This is a genomic window from Nocardiopsis sp. iso_186 (assembly GCF_056173365.1).
Window position 1 is genome coordinate 2,952,426 of sequence record NZ_CM149670.1, and the last position, 14,780, is coordinate 2,967,205.

A 14,780-nucleotide genomic window follows, 5' to 3' on the forward strand; every position below is an offset into this window, starting at 1 on the left:
AGGAGAGGCCCATGACCGTTCCGCTCGTCATCGACACCGACACCGCCCAGGACGACTGCGTCGCCCTGCTGGTGGGACTGCTGGACCCGCTGGCCGACCTCCGGGCGATCACCATGGTCGCCGGCAACGTGGGCTTCGACCGGCAGGTGCACAACGCGTGGCTGACCCTCAACGCGGCCGGGCGGCTGGGGGAGGTCCCGGTGTACCTGGGGTCGCGCCGGCCGATGATGCGGCCGTGGGAGAGCGCGGAGAACGTGCACGGCGACGGTGCGGGCGGCCTGGACATGGACGTCACCGGTCTCGCCCCTCAGGACGAGCACGCCGTGGACGCGCTGGTGCGCATGGCCGCGCAGTCGCCCGGGGAGTTGTCGATCGTGGCGATCGGCCCGCTGACCAACATCGCCGCCGCGCAGCTCAAGGATCCCGGCTTCGCCGCCAACGTCAAGACGCTCTACGTGATGGGCGGCTCCAACAACGGGCGGGGCAACATCACCGCGGCCGCGGAGTTCAACTTCTACGTGGACCCCGAGGCCGCCAAGGCGGTGTTCGCGGCCGGCTTCGAGGTGGTGGTCGTGCCGTGGGACCCGCTCACGTTGCGCCAGGCCGTCTTCGGCGACGAGCGCCTTGCCGCGATCGCGGATCTGGGCACCCCGTTGTCGGACTTCTTCACCAGGGTGTGCGCCGCGACCCTGGAGTTCGACCGCAGTGTCGGCATCGACGGAACCACACACCCCGACTCCTTGACGGCGGCGCTGCTGCTGCACCCGGAGCTGGTGCGGCGCAGTGCCGGTTACCACGTGGACGTGGAGACCTCAGGCGAGCTGACCCGCGGCTATTCGGCGATGTCGTGGGGGGTGCACGGCCTCGACGCCAATGCCACCGTGATCGAGGAGATCGACTCCGAAGGCTTCTACGGCTACCTGCGCACCCTCTTGGCCACCCCCACCACCCCGCAGCGCCCCTTCTCCTGCGCGGACTGACCAGGAGCGATACGGATCACGCCCCGCCGACCGGAGAAGTTCCGGGGCGGGGCGTCGCCCGTTTCCGAGACGGATCAGACGGTGGCCGGCCGGCCACCGCGGCTCTCCCCCACGCGGCGCAGCGCACGCAGTGAACGCTGCCAGTCCCCCTGGAGCGCAGCGGCCAGGGTGGTGTCGTCGAAGGGGCCGTGGGTCAGCTCCAGGCGCGTGCAGTGACCGGAGTCGAACAGGCGCCACCGCACCAGGGCGTCGGAGCGGGGCCAGGTGTGGGCGAGTTCGCGTCCGCGCTCCAGCACGCGGATTCGCCCCGGGCCGGGCCCCCAGCCGAGGTCGTAGTGTCCGCCCACTTCCGCCTGGACCGAGGCGGCCTCTCCGGCCCACTTCGCGACGGACCGCGGGTCGGTGAGGCAGGCGAAGACCGCGTCACGGTCGGCCTTGATGGGGATGCGGGCCCGGGCGACCCCGTCGGTGACGGGGGTGAGGTCGTAGCGGGGCGACAGCACCCGCCCCTCGGTGTGTTCGGCGAGCACCCCCAATGCCAGGGTCCAAAAACGGGTCAGGGCGCTTCCCGCCGGGGCCGGCTCGTGGGTGACGCGGACGTCGGTAGGTCCGGTGCCGGTTCCCTCCAGGGCGATCTCCACACGGGTGGTCGTCCCGGACAGCTCCCAGTCCAGTCGCAGCAGCCGGCCCGGGTTGACGTGCACCAGGCGCTGGGCCGGACGGGCCGGACCGGGGGTGTAGCGCCCCCAGAAGGCGTAGCGCCCCTGGTCGGGGGCGATGTCGGCGTACTCGGCGAACCAGCGGCGCATGGCGTCGGCGTCGGTGAGCGCGGCATAGACGGTGGCGGGAGGCGCGTCGATGCGAATCGACGCGCGGACAGGTTGGTGAACGGTTGACATTGGTCGTTCCCCTCGGTTTCCTGCTCGAACGGCGCGGCAGGCGCTGCTGGCACCCTAACCGCGACGGGCGTCGCGTATGCGCGGAATTGGTCACATCGGTCGGGGGGAAGACCCGTCACCAATCGGGAATGAAAACCGTTACCATTTGCTTGTACTGATCACGGGCCCGCACGGAGCCCGCGACCCCAGGAAGGCACTCCATGGCCAGAAACGACACCCGCCCGGTCATCAGGCTGAAGTCCACTGCAAACACCGGCTTCACCTATGTCACCCGCAAGAACCGGCGCACCACCCCCGACCGGATGGTGCTGCGCAAGTACGACCCGGTGGTGCGCGCGCACGTGGACTTCCGCGAAGAGCGCTGAGCACCGACCACCCCACGCACCGACCTCTTGGAGACAATCACCATGCGAACCGGAATCCACCCCGACTACCGCCCCGTCGTCTTCCGTGACCGGGTCGGCGGCCTCGCCTTCCTGACCCGCTCCACGGCCACGAGTCAGAACACCGTCGAGTGGGAGGACGGCACCACCTATCCCGTCATCGACGTCGAGATCTCCTCGGCCAGCCACCCGTTCTACACGGGCAAGGGCCGGGTGGTGGACACCGCCGGCCGTGTCGAGCGCTTCAAGCAGCGCTACAGCCGCTCCTGACCATCGACCCCGATCCGACGAAGGACCACCCATGGCCGTTCCCAAACGCAAGATGTCGCGCTCCAACACCCGCAAACGCCGTTCCCAGTGGACGGCGCATGCCCCGCACCTGGTGGAGATCACCGTGGGCGGACGAACCGGGCGCGTGCCCTTCAACCTGGTTCCCGCCTATCGCGCCGGACTCCTGAGCCTCTAGGGGAGCCCGGCGCGACCGGGTGTTCAGGGCAGGGTGCGCGAAGCGGGACCGGTGTAGCCGGCCAGCACCGAACGGGGCAGCGGCCCCTTGATACGCGCCCCGCTCTGGCGCTCCTCCCATGCGTGGGCCAGAATCCCCACCGAGCGGGACAGGACGAACAACCCTCGGCCGAGCTCGGGGGCGAACCCGAGCTCGGCGTAGATGACGGCCGTGGCGGCGTCGATGTTCATCGGCACCGGACGCGTGCGCCCCCGGGCCAGTGCCGCCTCCAGCGCCAGCGCGGCCTCCAGGGACCGTCCCTCGACCACCCCTTCCGCCACGGCCTTCTCCACGAGGTCCAGCAGCGGATCACGGCGCGGGTCACGCGGGTGGAAACGGTGCCCGAACCCGGGAACGTAGCGTCCCTGCCCGCGGTGCTCGGCCACGATCGCGCCGGCCGCGTCGTCCAGCGCCGCTCCCTCGTCGTGCCTGGCGCGCAGGTCCGCCAGCAGCTCCATGCACTGCTGCCCCGCTCCCCCGTGCACGTCACCGAGCAGGTTGACCCCCGTGGCGACGGCGTTGTTGAGGCCCACACCACAGGTGGCCGCCATACGCGCGGCCGCGATCGAGGGGGCCTGGGGGCCGTGGTCCACCGCGGCCATGAGTGCCGCCTCCAGCAGACGGGAGCGGGCGGGATCGGGAAACTCCCCGCGCAGCATCAACCAGACGGTGTCCACGAACGTGGCACGCCCGATGAGGTCCTGCACGGGGTAACCCCGCAGTTCGATCTCCCCGGGGGCGATGCGGGTCACCCCGGTCGCCCACCAGTCGCCGACCTCGCCCCGGGTCATGGGGGTGTCTGCGGCAGCGCTCATGTCGCACCGTCCTCTCTCAGTTCGCGGATCGCGGCGTCGTCCCATCCGAGCTCGCTCAGCAGTTCGTCGGTGTGCTCGCCCAGCAGCGGCGGACGGCGGGCCGGGACGGGGCCTCTGCCGTCCACGTGCACTCCGTTGCCCAGGACCCGCAGTCGGCGGTCGGGGGCGCCGGGGAAGTCCATCTCGTGGACCAGTCCGCGGTAGGTCACCTGGTCCAGGTCCAGGGCGTCGGCGACCCCCAGCACCCGCGCGGCGGGGACGCCCGCGGCGGCCAACAACTCCTCCCACTCCAGAGCCGAGCGACGGACCAGGAACTTCTCCAGTTCCGTCCGCAACTGCTCCCGGTTGCGCTTGCGGTCCTCCCGAGCGGCGAAACGGCGGTCGGTGGCCAGTTCGGGGCAGTCGGCCACCGCGCACAGGGCCACGAACTGCTCCTGTTTGTTGGCGGCGATGTTGAGGTCGCCCTCACCGGTGGCGAAGGTCCCCGAAGGGGCGGCGGTGGCGTTCTCGTTGCCGATGCGCGCCGGCTCGGCACCGGTGGTGAGGTAGTTGGACACCCCCCAGCCCATAGCGGTGATCGCGGTCTCCAGCATGGAGACGTCCAGGAAGGCCCCCGCACCGGTGCGTTCGCGGCGCACCAGTGCGGTGCTGATGGCAAAGGCCGCGGCCAGCCCGCCCATGACGTCGGCGACCGGGAAACCCGCACGCAGGGCACCGGTGTCGGGGGTGCCGGTGGCTCCCATCATTCCGGAGAGGCCCTGGATGATCTGGTCGTAGGCGGGTCGCTGCCGCATGGGCCCCGCGGAGCCGAAGCCCGAGACCGCGCAGTAGACGAGGCCGGGGTTGATCGCGCGCAGCCGGTCCCAGCCGAAACCGAGCCGCGCCAGAACGCCGGGGCGGAAGTTCTCCAGCAGCACGTCCGCCCCTGCCACCAGGCGTTCCATGACCTCCTTGCCGCGTTCGTGCTTGAGGTCGAGGGTGAGTGAGCGCTTGCCGGCGTTCTGGGCCAGGAAGGACGCCCCGACGAGGTCGGCGTTGAGTTGGGGGGAGCCGCCGAGTTGGCGGGCGAGGTCGCCCGAACCCGGGACCTCGACCTTGACCACGTCGGCTCCCATGAGCGCCAACTGGTAGCCGGCGTAGGGGCCGGCCAGCACGTTGGTGAGGTCCAGGACGCGCACTCCGGCGAGCAGGGCCTCCTCGGGGGTGTCGGTGCTCACAGCGCCCCCGCCCCGGTGGTGGGGCCGTCTCCGCCGGCGGGGTCCAGGCCGATCTCGGAAATGCGGGCCGCGGCACGGGTGACGGCCGTGGTGAACCCCTGGACGGCTTCGGGGGTGAAGCGCGCGGTGGGTCCGCCCACCGCCAGTGCCGCCACGACCGAACCACCGCCGGGAGCGAGCACGGGAGCCGCGACGCCGGAGGCGCCGGTCTCGCGTTCACCGTGGCTGACGGCGTGGCCCTCCCGCGCGGCCCGCTCCACGTCGGCGCGCAGGGTCCGCGCGTGGCCGGGGCCGTGCGGGGAGAGGGCGGCGACCCGCAGCAGCAGGGCGTCGTCGGCCTGGGCGAGCAGCACCTTGCTGGCCGCCCCGCCCCACAGCACCATCTCGTCCCCGACGTTGACCACGTGGCGCAGTTTCTGCGGGCCGTCCTGCTGGGCCACGCACAGTCGCACCGCGTCACTGCGGACGTAGAGGTTGACGGTCTCGGCGGTTTCGGCGACGAGGCCGCGCATGACGGTGCGCACGGCCTCGGGAAGCTGCCAGGCGGCCTGGGCCAGGCGGGACCAGCGCAGCAGGCCGGGGCCGACCCCGATCTGCCCGTCGGGGCGCGCCCACAGCAGGCCGCGCTGCTCCAAGGTGCCCACCAGACGCAGGACCGTGGTCTTGGCCAACCCGCTGAGCGTGGTGAGCTCGCGGATGGACCGGCGCTGGTGCTCCTCGTCGAAGAGCGCGAGCAGGTCCAGTGCGCGCAGGACGCTGCGCACGCTGCCGTCGGGTTCGGTGTCAGCCATCGGCACCCCTCCATAGTGCGGTCCGTCAGGTGGACCATTAATTCCATTTGATGGACTATTCCGTTCAGCGTAACCGACCGCACCGCCATCAAGGAAGCCACCCTCCACCAGCGGCCTTCCTTGCGGCCGTCGCACTGTTCACCACAATTTGACGAGGGCGAAACCGCCATACCATCGCGCAAGTCAGCGACAAAACGGCAAAAGTCGCGAGCAATCGCATTGACAGTCCCCGATGTGACCCGCATCATGTTCCAAGCCATTTAACGGACCCCTTGGTCCATACAGTGGACCAAGTGATCGGGAAGCAGTGACCTGATGGGCAAACAGCGGATACTCCGCTCAGCAGGAGCCCTGGCCGCGGTCGCGGTCGTGGCGGCAGCGGCGGTCAACGCCGGCCTGTCCGACGACGGCGCAGCCGAGGCCCGCCAACGGCTCAACATCGTCGTTCCCGCCGACCCCGGCGGCGGCTGGGACCTCGTGGGGCGCGAGACCCAAAACGCGCTACGCGTCAACGACCTCGTCGCCAACACCCAGGTCGTCAACATCCCCGGTGCGGGAGGCACCATCGGCCTGGCCCAGACCGTACGCCGCGCGGGTGACGCCACCAGCCTGATGACCACCGGGACCGTGATGATCGGCGGCATCGTCGTCAACGATTCCGCCCAGACCCTGGAGGACGTCACCCCCATCGCCCGCGTCGCCGACGACTACGAGGTGTTCGTGGTGCCGGCGGATTCTCCGCTGGAGGACATGGGCGACCTGGTCGAGGCATGGCGCGCGGACGCCGGAGCCGTGTCGGTGGGCGGCGGATCCCTGGGAGGCACCGACCACCTGCTGGCAGCGCTGGTGGCCAAGGATCAGGGAATCGACCCCCAAAGCGTCAACTACATCCCTTACGCCGGCGGCGGTCAGGCACTGACCTCTCTGCTGTCGCACAACATCGACGTCGGCGTCTCCGGCTACAACGAGTTCCGCGACCAGGTCGAGGCGGGCAATATCCGCGTCCTGGGCGTCTCGGCCGAGGACCGCGTGCCCGGACTGACCGAGCACCCCACCCTGGCCGAGCAGGGGATCGACGCCGTCCTGCCCAACTGGCGCGGCTTCATGGCCCCGCCCGGGATCACCGAAGCCGAGCGCGCCGAGCTGACCGCGATCGTCACCGACATGGTGGCCACTCCGGAGTGGCAGGACACCCTGGAGCGCAACCGCTGGGTCAACACCTTCCAGTCGGGTCCGGAGTTCGAGGAGTTCCTCGGAACCGAGATCACCCGTATCACCGCCATCACCGAAGACCTTGGACTGTCATGACCACCCACACCACTCCCGGCGCCACCCCGCCTGTACCGGGCGCCCGCACCGACTGGTGGCGCGGGCGCAGCGAGATCTTCGTCGGTCTGCTGACCATCGGCATCGGCGCCTTCGTGGGCGTGCAGACACTGTCGATGCGCGTCCCGGACAACACCTCCTCCCCGGGACCGCAGTTCTTCCCGACCCTGGTCACCGTTTTGATGCTGGTCGCGGGCATCGCACTGATCGTGCAGGTGGTTCGCCGCCCGGCGACCCCCGACACCGACGGGCCCCGCAGCGCCGAGGAACTGGCCCAGGAGCAGACCGGGGCCGTGGGCGCCATCATCGACGGCCACCACGAGGAATCCCGTCCCCACGCCACCCACAGCGACTGGGCGACCATCGGCATCGTCCTGGGCACCCTGGTGCTGTTCACCCTGGCACTGCAACCCGTGGGCTGGCTGCTGTCGGGGGCGGTGCTCTTCTTCGGCGTGACCTACGCCTTCGGCGGGCGGCGGATCCTTTTCGACGCCACCCTCGCCCTGGTCTTCTCCTCCGTCATCCAACTCGCCTTCGTCGCCGGACTGGGCCTGAACCTGCCCGCCGGAATCCTGGGAGGCATCCTCTAACATGGCCACCCTCGACCTACTCATGGGCGGCTTCGCCGCCGCGCTGACCCCGGCCAACCTGCTGTGGGCACTCATCGGCGTCACCCTGGGCACCGCCGTGGGCGTGCTGCCCGGCCTCGGCTCGGCAATGGCCGTGGCCCTGCTGCTGCCGGTCACCTTCAAACTCGACCCCACCGGCGCGTTCATCATGTTCACCGCCGTCTACTACGGCGGCCTGTTCGGCGACTCCACCACGTCGATCCTGATGAACACCCCCGGCAACAGTTCAGCGATCGCCACCGCGATCGAGGGACACAAGATGGCGTTGAAGGGCCGCGCCTCCCAGGCACTGGCCACCTCCGCCATCGGGGCCTTCATCGGCGCCGTGACGTCCACCGCGATCGTGGCGTTCTTCTCCGGCGTGATCATCGACATCGCACTGCGCTTCGGGCCCGCCGAGTACTTCGCGCTCGCCGTGTTCGCGTTCCTGGCGACCTCGGCGGTGGTGTCGCAGTCGATGGTGCGCGGACTGATCGCGCTGTCCATCGGTCTGACCGTGGCCATGGTGGGCATCGACACCCAAAGCGGCGCCGCCCGGTTCACCTTGGGCGTGCCCTCGTTGTACGAGGGCGTCAGCATCGTCACCGTCACCGTGGGCCTGCTGGCGCTGGGCGAGGTCCTGCACGTGGCCTCGCGCATCCACCGTTCCACCGACCAGTCCAGGGAGGTCCTGCGCGGCACGGGAACCCCGTGGCTGAGCCTCGCGGACCTGCGCCGCGCACTGCCCGCGTGGCTGCGCGGCCTCGGCTTCGGCCTGCCCTTCGGCGCCATCCCCGCCGGAGGCTCGGAGATCCCGACGTTCCTGGCCTACGGCAGCGAGCGCAAACTGGCGAAGATGCGGGCCCGCCGGGGCAAGGGCCCCGACGAGTTCGGCGAGGGCGCCATCGAGGGCGTCGCCGCCCCCGAGTCAGCGGCCAGTGCAACGGCCGGAACGGCCATGGGCACCCTGCTGGGGTTGGGCCTGCCCACCTCCGCCACGGCCGCGATCATGCTGGCGGCCTTCCAGCAGTACGGGATGCAGCCCGGACCACTGCTGTTCGAACGTAACGGCGACCTGGTCTGGGCGCTCCTGGCCAGCCTCTTCATCGGCAGCGTGATGCTGCTGGTGCTGAACCTGCCCTTCGCGCCGTTGTGGGCCAAGCTGCTGTTGATCCCCAAGCGCTACCTCTACGCCGGGATCACCGTCTTCGCGGTCCTCGGCGTGTACGCGGCCGCCTACTCCATGGCCGATCTGTGGTTGCTCATCCTCTTGGGCCTGCTGGGCTTCATGATGCGCCGCTACGAGATCCCGGTGGCCCCCGTCCTCATCGCGGTGATCCTGGGCCCCCTCGCGGAGACCGAGTTGCGCCGCGCCCTGGCCGTGGGCCAGGGAGACGTGGGGGTGCTCTTCGCGGGACCGATCACGTTGGGCATCTACACGGTGATCCTGCTGGCCGTGGCGTTCGTCGGAGTGGCCAGGGCCCGGTCGCGGACCCGCGCCCGCAAGGAGGAGACGGCCCCCTCAGGCACCGTCCCCCGCTGACCATCCCGGACCCTTTGCCGGAGAACCCCCTCGGTCTCTCCGGCAAAGGGCGCCCGGCCCCGCTTACCGAACCGTCCCGGTGCGGAGGCCGGGCAGGGCCCGTTCTCCCTGTTGAAGCGGGGGGAACGGGCCCGCTCTACGCGGTGGTGCACGGCACGTGCACCACCGCTCTCCCCTCCCACCGGTTGCGCGGGAGGAGAACCGCCGAGCGGTCGGCCGGCCCCCTGGTCCGACCGACCGCGGTTCAACGGCGCGCCGTTCCCGCCTTCTTCGGCGGGAGCGGGAAGAACCCGCTGGTCCGGCGCGCGTAGTCGGCCCAGCCGGGCCGATCGCGCATGTGCGCTTCCAGGATTCGCTGGCCCGACCCCTTGGTGAGCAACAGGGTCATGACGACAGGGGCGTAGATCGTGAGAACGCCGGGCCACGCCTCGGCCGCCACCAGGAAGATTCCCCACCACACGCAGGCGTCGCCGAAGTAGTTGGGGTGACGTGTCCACGACCACAGACCGCGGTCCATGATCGCGCCCTTGTTGCGGGGGTCGGCCTTGAAACGCGCCAGTTGGGCGTCGCCCACGGCCTCGAAGAGCAGCCCGATCGCCCACACCGTGACGCCCACCAGCGCCAGAAGGCCCAACGGACGCTGGCTGTAGCCCGCTACCTGCACGGGCATGGAGATCGCCAGCAGGATGGCGCCCTGGAGCAGATAGATGGAGCGCACCGCGTAGGCGGTGCGGTTCCCCGGCGCTTTGGAGAGCAGTCTGGCGTAGCGCGGGTCCTCGCCCTTTCCCGCGGAGCGGCGGCCGATGTGCAGGGCCAGGCGCAGCCCCCACACGACCGTCAGGGCGCACACGAGCCAGGTGCGGGCCGCGTCACCCTGTCCGATGGACAACAGCGCCGTGGCCAGGGCCACCACCGCGAATCCGATGCCCCATGCGACGTCGATGACGCTGTGCCGCCCCACCCGCATGGCCACGGCGAACGTCGCCACCAGCACAGCGGCCACCGCGACGACGCTGACCATGAAGTTGACGCCCAGGGCCGCCCAGTCGAAGTCCACGGGGGTCACCGGACCGGGGTGAAGTCACGCAGGGCCGGCAGGCCGCTGCGGCCGTCCCCGGTGGGACGTACCGCCAGGATCTGGTCCACGCCCATGCGGTTCTCCTCGAAGGCCAGGCCGCCCCCCACGAGGTAGAGGCGCCACACTCGCGCCATCTCCTCGCCGACCAGCGCCACGACCTCCGCGTAGCGTTCCTCGAAGGTCGCGTACCATGCGTCCACGGTGCGTACGTAGTGCTCGCGCAACCCGTGGACGTCGCGCACCTCCAGGCCGGCCTCCTCGATGAGCGCCACCGTCTCCCCCAAGGGACGCATGTGCATGTCGGGGGCGATGTAGCTCTCGATGAAGGGGCCACCGCCGGGGTAGTCGCCGCGCCGTCGCGACATCTGCTGCACCAGGACGCGACCCTGCGGACGCACCAGCGCGTACAGCCGTTGGGCGAACACGGGGTAGTTGCGCTTGCCCACGTGCTCGCCCATCTCGATGGCCGAGACCGCGTCGAAGGGCCCGTCGTCGATGTCGCGGTAGTCCTGGCGGCGGACCTCGACGAGGTCGGTGAGTCCGCGCTGGGCGACCTGCTTGCGCACGTGCTCCAACTGCTCCGCCGACAGCGTCACCGCCGTCACCCGGGCTCCCCAGTGCTCGGCTGCGCGCAGGGTCAGCGAACCCCAACCGCAGCCCACGTCGAGCAGGTGGGTTCCCGGGCCCAGGCCCAGCTTGCGGCAGACCAGGTCGAGCTTGTCGTTCTGGGCGTCGGCCAGGGTGTACCCCGGGTCGTCGCTGGTCCAGTAGGCGCAGGAGTAGGCCATGGAGTCGTCCATGAACAGCGCGTACAGGTCGTTGGAGAGGTCGTAGTGGTGGGAGATGGCCGCGGCGTCGCGGTCGGGGGTGTTGACCCCGCCCGACAGGCGTGCTTCCGACACCGGAACCGGCGGCGGGGTTCCCACCGCGCCGACCGCGAGGGCGACCCGGACTGCCGACGCCGCCTCAAGGGGGGTGAGGCGTCGGGTGCCGTGTTCGCGGACGCTGGCCCACAGCCGGCGGAAACCGTCGGCGAGGTCGCCCTCGACATCGAGGTCACCGCTGATGTAGGCGCGGGCGAAGCCCAGTTCACCGGGTGAGGCGATGACGCGGCGCAGGGCCGCGCGGTCGCGCAGCACGAGGACGGGCGCGTCGGCGGGGCCGGCCTCGCTGCCGTCCCAGGCGCGCAGTCTCACCGGCAGCACCCCGTTGAAGTAGGCGCGCGCCAGCGGCTCGATGAAGTGCGCGACGCCTCGCGGGCCTGTGCCCTCGGGACGAATCGGTGCATGCGGTGTCATTAGCGGCCACGCTCCAGGATCAGCTGTTCGACGTCGATGAGACCGGATCTGAATCCGGCCTCGGAATAGGCGAGGTAGAACTCCCACATGCGCTGGAACACCGGGTCGAAACCGAGTTCCTGGATGTCGTCGGCGCCGGCACTGAAACGCTCGCGCCACAGGCGCAGCGTCTCGGCGTAGTCGATGCCGAAGGCGTGCCGGTTGACCATGCGCAGCGCGGTGCGGGCGGCGGTCTGCTCCTCGATGGCACGCACCGAGGGGATCAGTCCGCCGGGGAAGATGTACTTGTGGATCCACGTGTAACTGGTGCGCGACGCACGCATCGCCTCGTGGCCCATCGTGATCGCCTGGAGGCCGACCCGGCCGCCCGGACGGGTCAAACGGTCCAGGGTGGTGAAGTAGACCGGCCAGTACCGCTCCCCCACTGCCTCGATCATCTCCACGCTGACTACCGCGTCGTAGCTGCCGCGTACGTCGCGGTAGTCGCACAGTTCGACCTCCACCCGGTCGGCCACGCCGGCACGTCGGGCACGCTGCAGGGCGAGGTCGCGCTGTTGTGACGACAGTGTCACCGAGCGCACCCGGGCGCCGCGTTGAGCGGCTCGGATGGCCAGTTCTCCCCAGCCGGTACCGATCTCCAGCAGCTCGGTGCCCGCGCCCACCGAGGTCAGGTCCAGCAGCCGGTCGATCTTGCGGTGCTGGGCACCGGGCAGGGACTCCTGGGTGGCGGCTCCCTGGAACAGGGCCGAGGAATAGGTCATCGTCTCGTCCAGGAACCGGGAGAACAGCTCGTTGGAGAGGTCGTAGTGGCGGTGAATATTGCTGCGCGCGCCCTTCTTGGTGTTGCGCTCCGAGCGGGGCTGGAGCGGCATCGCCAGGGTGCGCAGCTTCTGTAGCGGCCGTGGGATCAGGTCGAAGTAGGAGGCGGCGAACACCTGGAGCAGCGCCGGGAGGTCGGAGGCGTCCCACTCCCCTGCCATGTAGGACTCGCCGAAACCGATGAGACCGTTGACGGAGAGCCGGCGGCAGAACGCGTCGGGGTCGTGCAGTCGCAACACCGGTGCTGCGGCGTCTCCCGCGCCGCGCATCGCGGGGTCGGGGCACTCCACTCGGATCGGCAGCCGCGACAGCGCCCGGACGACGAGTGCGCGCGCGATGGGGGCGCGCACCACGGCCGTGGGAGCGTGGGCGACGTCGGGCCAACGCTTGGCATCGATGCTCGGTGGGGGCTGGATGAGGGTCATGATCGTCTAGTTCCTTGCTTTTCCGCACGCTGTTGATCGTCTGGGGTCGCTACCCCTGAGGGCGGCCTCGGCATGATCGGAAGGCCGCGGAGGAAGAGCTTGATGCCCTGGATGCGAATGCGCGCCGCCCCGACGAGGGGGGTCACCGGATGGCGCAGCGCCAGGGCGAGGAGGGCGGGCAGCGTCGCGGCGCGGCGCCTGCCCCGCACGCTGGCGGTGAAGGGGGCCGTACCGGGGCGGTGCAGGGTGATGGTCAGGGCCAGGCGATCGCCCGGTTCGGGCAGGCTGAGGCGGTAGTGGCCGTTGACCGGGTTGAAGGGCGACACGTAGAACGTCTTGGCGACGTCGGCCCGCCCCTGGTCGTCCACCTGGAGCAGGTAGCGGTGACGCTGGCCGTAGGTGTTGTGCACCTCGGCGACCACTCGACAGAGCGCGCCGTCGGCCTGGTAGCACCAGTAGACGGTGAGCGGGTTGAACACGTGGCCCAGTACCCGGGCGTGGCACAGCATCACGACCCGTCCCCCGGTGAGGTCCACGCCTTGGTCGTACAGGTAGGAGTCGATGTCGGTGCGCAGGTCGGCGGCCGGTACGGTGCCGTGGTCCCGGGCGTCGAACCGCGCGAGCCAGCGCAGGCCGAACGGCAGCCGCGGCGGATGGTCGAGATCGACCAGCCAGTAGTAACCGCCGTAGTCGAAGGAGTTGGCCACGGGTTCGGTGCGCACGTGGCGGACGGTCGCCTCGTAGAGTGCGGCGCCCGGGGCCAGGGGGCGGCGCGGGGCGTGGTCGGTGGTCACCACTGCGCTCCCAGCGCGGCGGCTGCCTCGACACCGGATCGGCAGCCGTCCTCGTGGAAGCCCCAGCCGTGGTGGGCGCCGGCGTAGGCAAGGACGCCGTCGTTGAGGTCGGGCAGGAGACGCTGGGCGGCAACCGACTCCGGCGTGTAGACGGGGTGCTCGTAGGTCATCTCGGCGATGACGGAGTCGGGGTTGACGGTGTCGCCGGCGTTGAGGCTGACCACGTAATCGCGCTGGGCGTCGAGACTCTGTAGACGGTTCATGTGGTAGCTGACCTGGGTGTGTGCGCCGTCGGGTGCGCACGAGGACAGGCGGTGGTTCCAGGAGGCCCGCAGGTGGCTCTGGGCGGGGAGTCGGGTGGCGTCGGTGTGCAGGACGGTGCGGTTGCGGGAGTAGTCGAAGGCACCCAGCACGCTGCGCTCGGCATCCGTGGCGTCGGGCCGCATCCGCAGTGCCTGGTCGGCGTGGGTGGCGATGACGGCTCCGTCGAAAGCGTCCTGCCCGCGTTCGGTGCGCAGGAGCACTCCGCCGTCTCCCGGACGTTCGACGGCATGCACGTGGGTGCCGAGCCGAACAGAGGTGAGCTCTTTGACCACGCGTTCGACGTACTCCCGGGAGCCTCCCTCGACGGTGCGCCACTGCGGGGAGCCGAAGACGGAGAGCATCCCGTGGTTGGCCAGGAAGGAGAAGAGATAGCGGGCCGGGTAGTCCAGGGCGGTCCCGGTCGGGCAGGACCACACCGCGGAGACCAACGGCAGCAGGAAGTGCGCGACGAAGTAGTCGGAGTGGCCGCGGTCGCGGACGAACGCGCCGAGCGTGGGGCCGGCCGAGGTGTCCTCGGCAGCGAGCAGGGCGCGGGCCGCGCGGTGGAAACGCGGGATCTCGGCGAGCATGCGCAGGTAACCGGGGCGGGTGATGATCTGGGGGTTGGGCAGCAGACCGCGCAGGCCACGCGCTCCGGCGTAGACCAGTCCGCATCCCGCACAGGTCACCGACAGGCTCATCTCGGTGTCGCGTGTGGTGACGCCGAGCTCGCGAAACAGTCGGGTCAACAGCGGGTAGGTGGCGTTGTTGTGCACGATGAAACCGGAGTCAACGGGAACGAGGCGCCCGTCGGGCTCCGCCACTTCGTGCGTGTGGGCGTGGCCGCCGGGCCGGTTGTCGGCCTCGAACAGGGTGACCTCGACGCCGGACCTCTGGAGGACATAGGCGGCGCTGAGCCCCGCCACGCCGCTTCCCACGACCGCCACTCGCCTCTGCGTCATCGCGCTCCCTCGAAGATCCGTGTGCTCTCAACGG

General features: G+C 70.4%; 16 protein-coding genes. 7 read left to right on the forward strand and 9 right to left on the reverse strand.

Annotation, left to right across the window (positions count from 1 at the left end):
• Positions 1-11: 11 nt before the first annotated feature.
• Positions 12-980, forward strand: coding sequence for a nucleoside hydrolase (locus AC0VYP_RS13080; RefSeq protein ID WP_285759965.1), 969 nt, complete (start codon positions 12-14; stop codon positions 978-980).
• Between the two features lie 74 nt (positions 981-1,054).
• Here AC0VYP_RS13080 and AC0VYP_RS13085 read toward each other — a convergent pair whose 3' ends face one another.
• Positions 1,055-1,879 (reverse strand): SRPBCC family protein, encoded by an 825-nt coding sequence (locus AC0VYP_RS13085; protein WP_475469867.1) that lies wholly within the window; start codon positions 1,877-1,879, stop codon positions 1,055-1,057.
• A 200-nt stretch (positions 1,880-2,079) separates the two neighbouring features.
• Here AC0VYP_RS13085 and rpmG point away from each other — a divergent pair, with 200 nt between their 5' ends.
• From rpmG to rpmF, 3 genes are read left to right on the forward strand one after another with little or no spacing between them, the layout of a single operon-like run.
• Entirely contained in the window at positions 2,080-2,244 is a 165-nt protein-coding gene (gene rpmG, locus AC0VYP_RS13090; RefSeq protein WP_285759967.1) for a 50S ribosomal protein L33, read from the forward strand.
• A gap of 42 nt (positions 2,245-2,286) precedes the next feature.
• The gene (locus tag AC0VYP_RS13095) at positions 2,287-2,532 is read left to right on the forward strand and encodes a type B 50S ribosomal protein L31 (protein ID WP_285759968.1); all 246 of its coding nucleotides are present in this window, start codon (positions 2,287-2,289) and stop codon (positions 2,530-2,532) included.
• 31 nt (positions 2,533-2,563) lie between these two features.
• Positions 2,564-2,728: a 50S ribosomal protein L32 gene (gene rpmF / locus AC0VYP_RS13100; RefSeq protein ID WP_285759969.1), complete on the forward strand. Its 165-nt coding sequence runs from the start codon at positions 2,564-2,566 to the stop codon at positions 2,726-2,728.
• A 23-nt stretch (positions 2,729-2,751) separates the two neighbouring features.
• Here the strand turns inward: rpmF and AC0VYP_RS13105 are convergent, their stop codons facing one another.
• The 3 genes from AC0VYP_RS13105 to AC0VYP_RS13115 are packed head-to-tail and all read right to left on the reverse strand — an operon-like array spanning position 2,752 to position 5,590.
• Positions 2,752-3,582, reverse strand: coding sequence for a citryl-CoA lyase (locus tag AC0VYP_RS13105; protein WP_285759970.1), 831 nt, complete (start codon positions 3,580-3,582; stop codon positions 2,752-2,754).
• Positions 3,579-4,799: a CaiB/BaiF CoA transferase family protein gene (locus AC0VYP_RS13110; RefSeq protein ID WP_285759971.1), complete on the reverse strand. Its 1,221-nt coding sequence runs from the start codon at positions 4,797-4,799 to the stop codon at positions 3,579-3,581. Before AC0VYP_RS13110 ends, AC0VYP_RS13105 begins: the two co-directional genes overlap by 4 nt.
• Entirely contained in the window at positions 4,796-5,590 is a 795-nt protein-coding gene (locus tag AC0VYP_RS13115; RefSeq protein WP_285759972.1) for an IclR family transcriptional regulator, read from the reverse strand. The genes AC0VYP_RS13110 and AC0VYP_RS13115 overlap by 4 nt, the downstream gene beginning before the upstream one ends.
• A gap of 315 nt (positions 5,591-5,905) precedes the next feature.
• Between AC0VYP_RS13115 and AC0VYP_RS13120 the strand changes: the two genes are divergently transcribed.
• Genes AC0VYP_RS13120 through AC0VYP_RS13130 form a run of 3 tightly spaced genes read left to right on the forward strand, consistent with a single transcriptional unit; the run spans position 5,906 to position 9,067 of the window.
• On the forward strand, positions 5,906-6,898 hold the full coding sequence (locus AC0VYP_RS13120; protein WP_475469870.1) for a Bug family tripartite tricarboxylate transporter substrate binding protein: 993 nt from the start codon (positions 5,906-5,908) through the stop codon (positions 6,896-6,898).
• Positions 6,895-7,506, forward strand: a complete 612-nt coding sequence (locus tag AC0VYP_RS13125; protein ID WP_285759974.1) for a tripartite tricarboxylate transporter TctB family protein — start codon at positions 6,895-6,897, stop codon at positions 7,504-7,506. Before AC0VYP_RS13120 ends, AC0VYP_RS13125 begins: the two co-directional genes overlap by 4 nt.
• 1 nt (position 7,507) lies before the next feature.
• Positions 7,508-9,067 (forward strand): tripartite tricarboxylate transporter permease, encoded by a 1,560-nt coding sequence (locus tag AC0VYP_RS13130; protein WP_285759975.1) that lies wholly within the window; start codon positions 7,508-7,510, stop codon positions 9,065-9,067.
• A 244-nt stretch (positions 9,068-9,311) separates the two neighbouring features.
• On the opposite strand, the gene AC0VYP_RS13135 is transcribed toward AC0VYP_RS13130, so the two are convergent.
• The 5 genes from AC0VYP_RS13135 to AC0VYP_RS13155 are packed head-to-tail and all read right to left on the reverse strand — an operon-like array spanning position 9,312 to position 14,746.
• The gene (locus AC0VYP_RS13135) at positions 9,312-10,088 is read right to left on the reverse strand and encodes a DUF1295 domain-containing protein (RefSeq protein ID WP_285760164.1); all 777 of its coding nucleotides are present in this window, start codon (positions 10,086-10,088) and stop codon (positions 9,312-9,314) included.
• A 41-nt stretch (positions 10,089-10,129) separates the two neighbouring features.
• The gene (locus AC0VYP_RS13140; protein ID WP_285759976.1) at positions 10,130-11,443 is read right to left on the reverse strand and encodes an SAM-dependent methyltransferase; all 1,314 of its coding nucleotides are present in this window, start codon (positions 11,441-11,443) and stop codon (positions 10,130-10,132) included.
• Entirely contained in the window at positions 11,443-12,687 is a 1,245-nt protein-coding gene (locus tag AC0VYP_RS13145; RefSeq protein WP_475469872.1) for a class I SAM-dependent methyltransferase, read from the reverse strand. Before AC0VYP_RS13145 ends, AC0VYP_RS13140 begins: the two co-directional genes overlap by 1 nt.
• Positions 12,684-13,481 (reverse strand): DUF1365 domain-containing protein, encoded by a 798-nt coding sequence (locus tag AC0VYP_RS13150; RefSeq protein WP_475469874.1) that lies wholly within the window; start codon positions 13,479-13,481, stop codon positions 12,684-12,686. Before AC0VYP_RS13150 ends, AC0VYP_RS13145 begins: the two co-directional genes overlap by 4 nt.
• Complete coding sequence (locus AC0VYP_RS13155) at positions 13,478-14,746, reverse strand: NAD(P)/FAD-dependent oxidoreductase (protein ID WP_475469875.1); 1,269 nt, start codon at positions 14,744-14,746, stop codon at positions 13,478-13,480. Before AC0VYP_RS13155 ends, AC0VYP_RS13150 begins: the two co-directional genes overlap by 4 nt.
• Between the last annotated feature and the right edge of the window lie 34 nt (positions 14,747-14,780).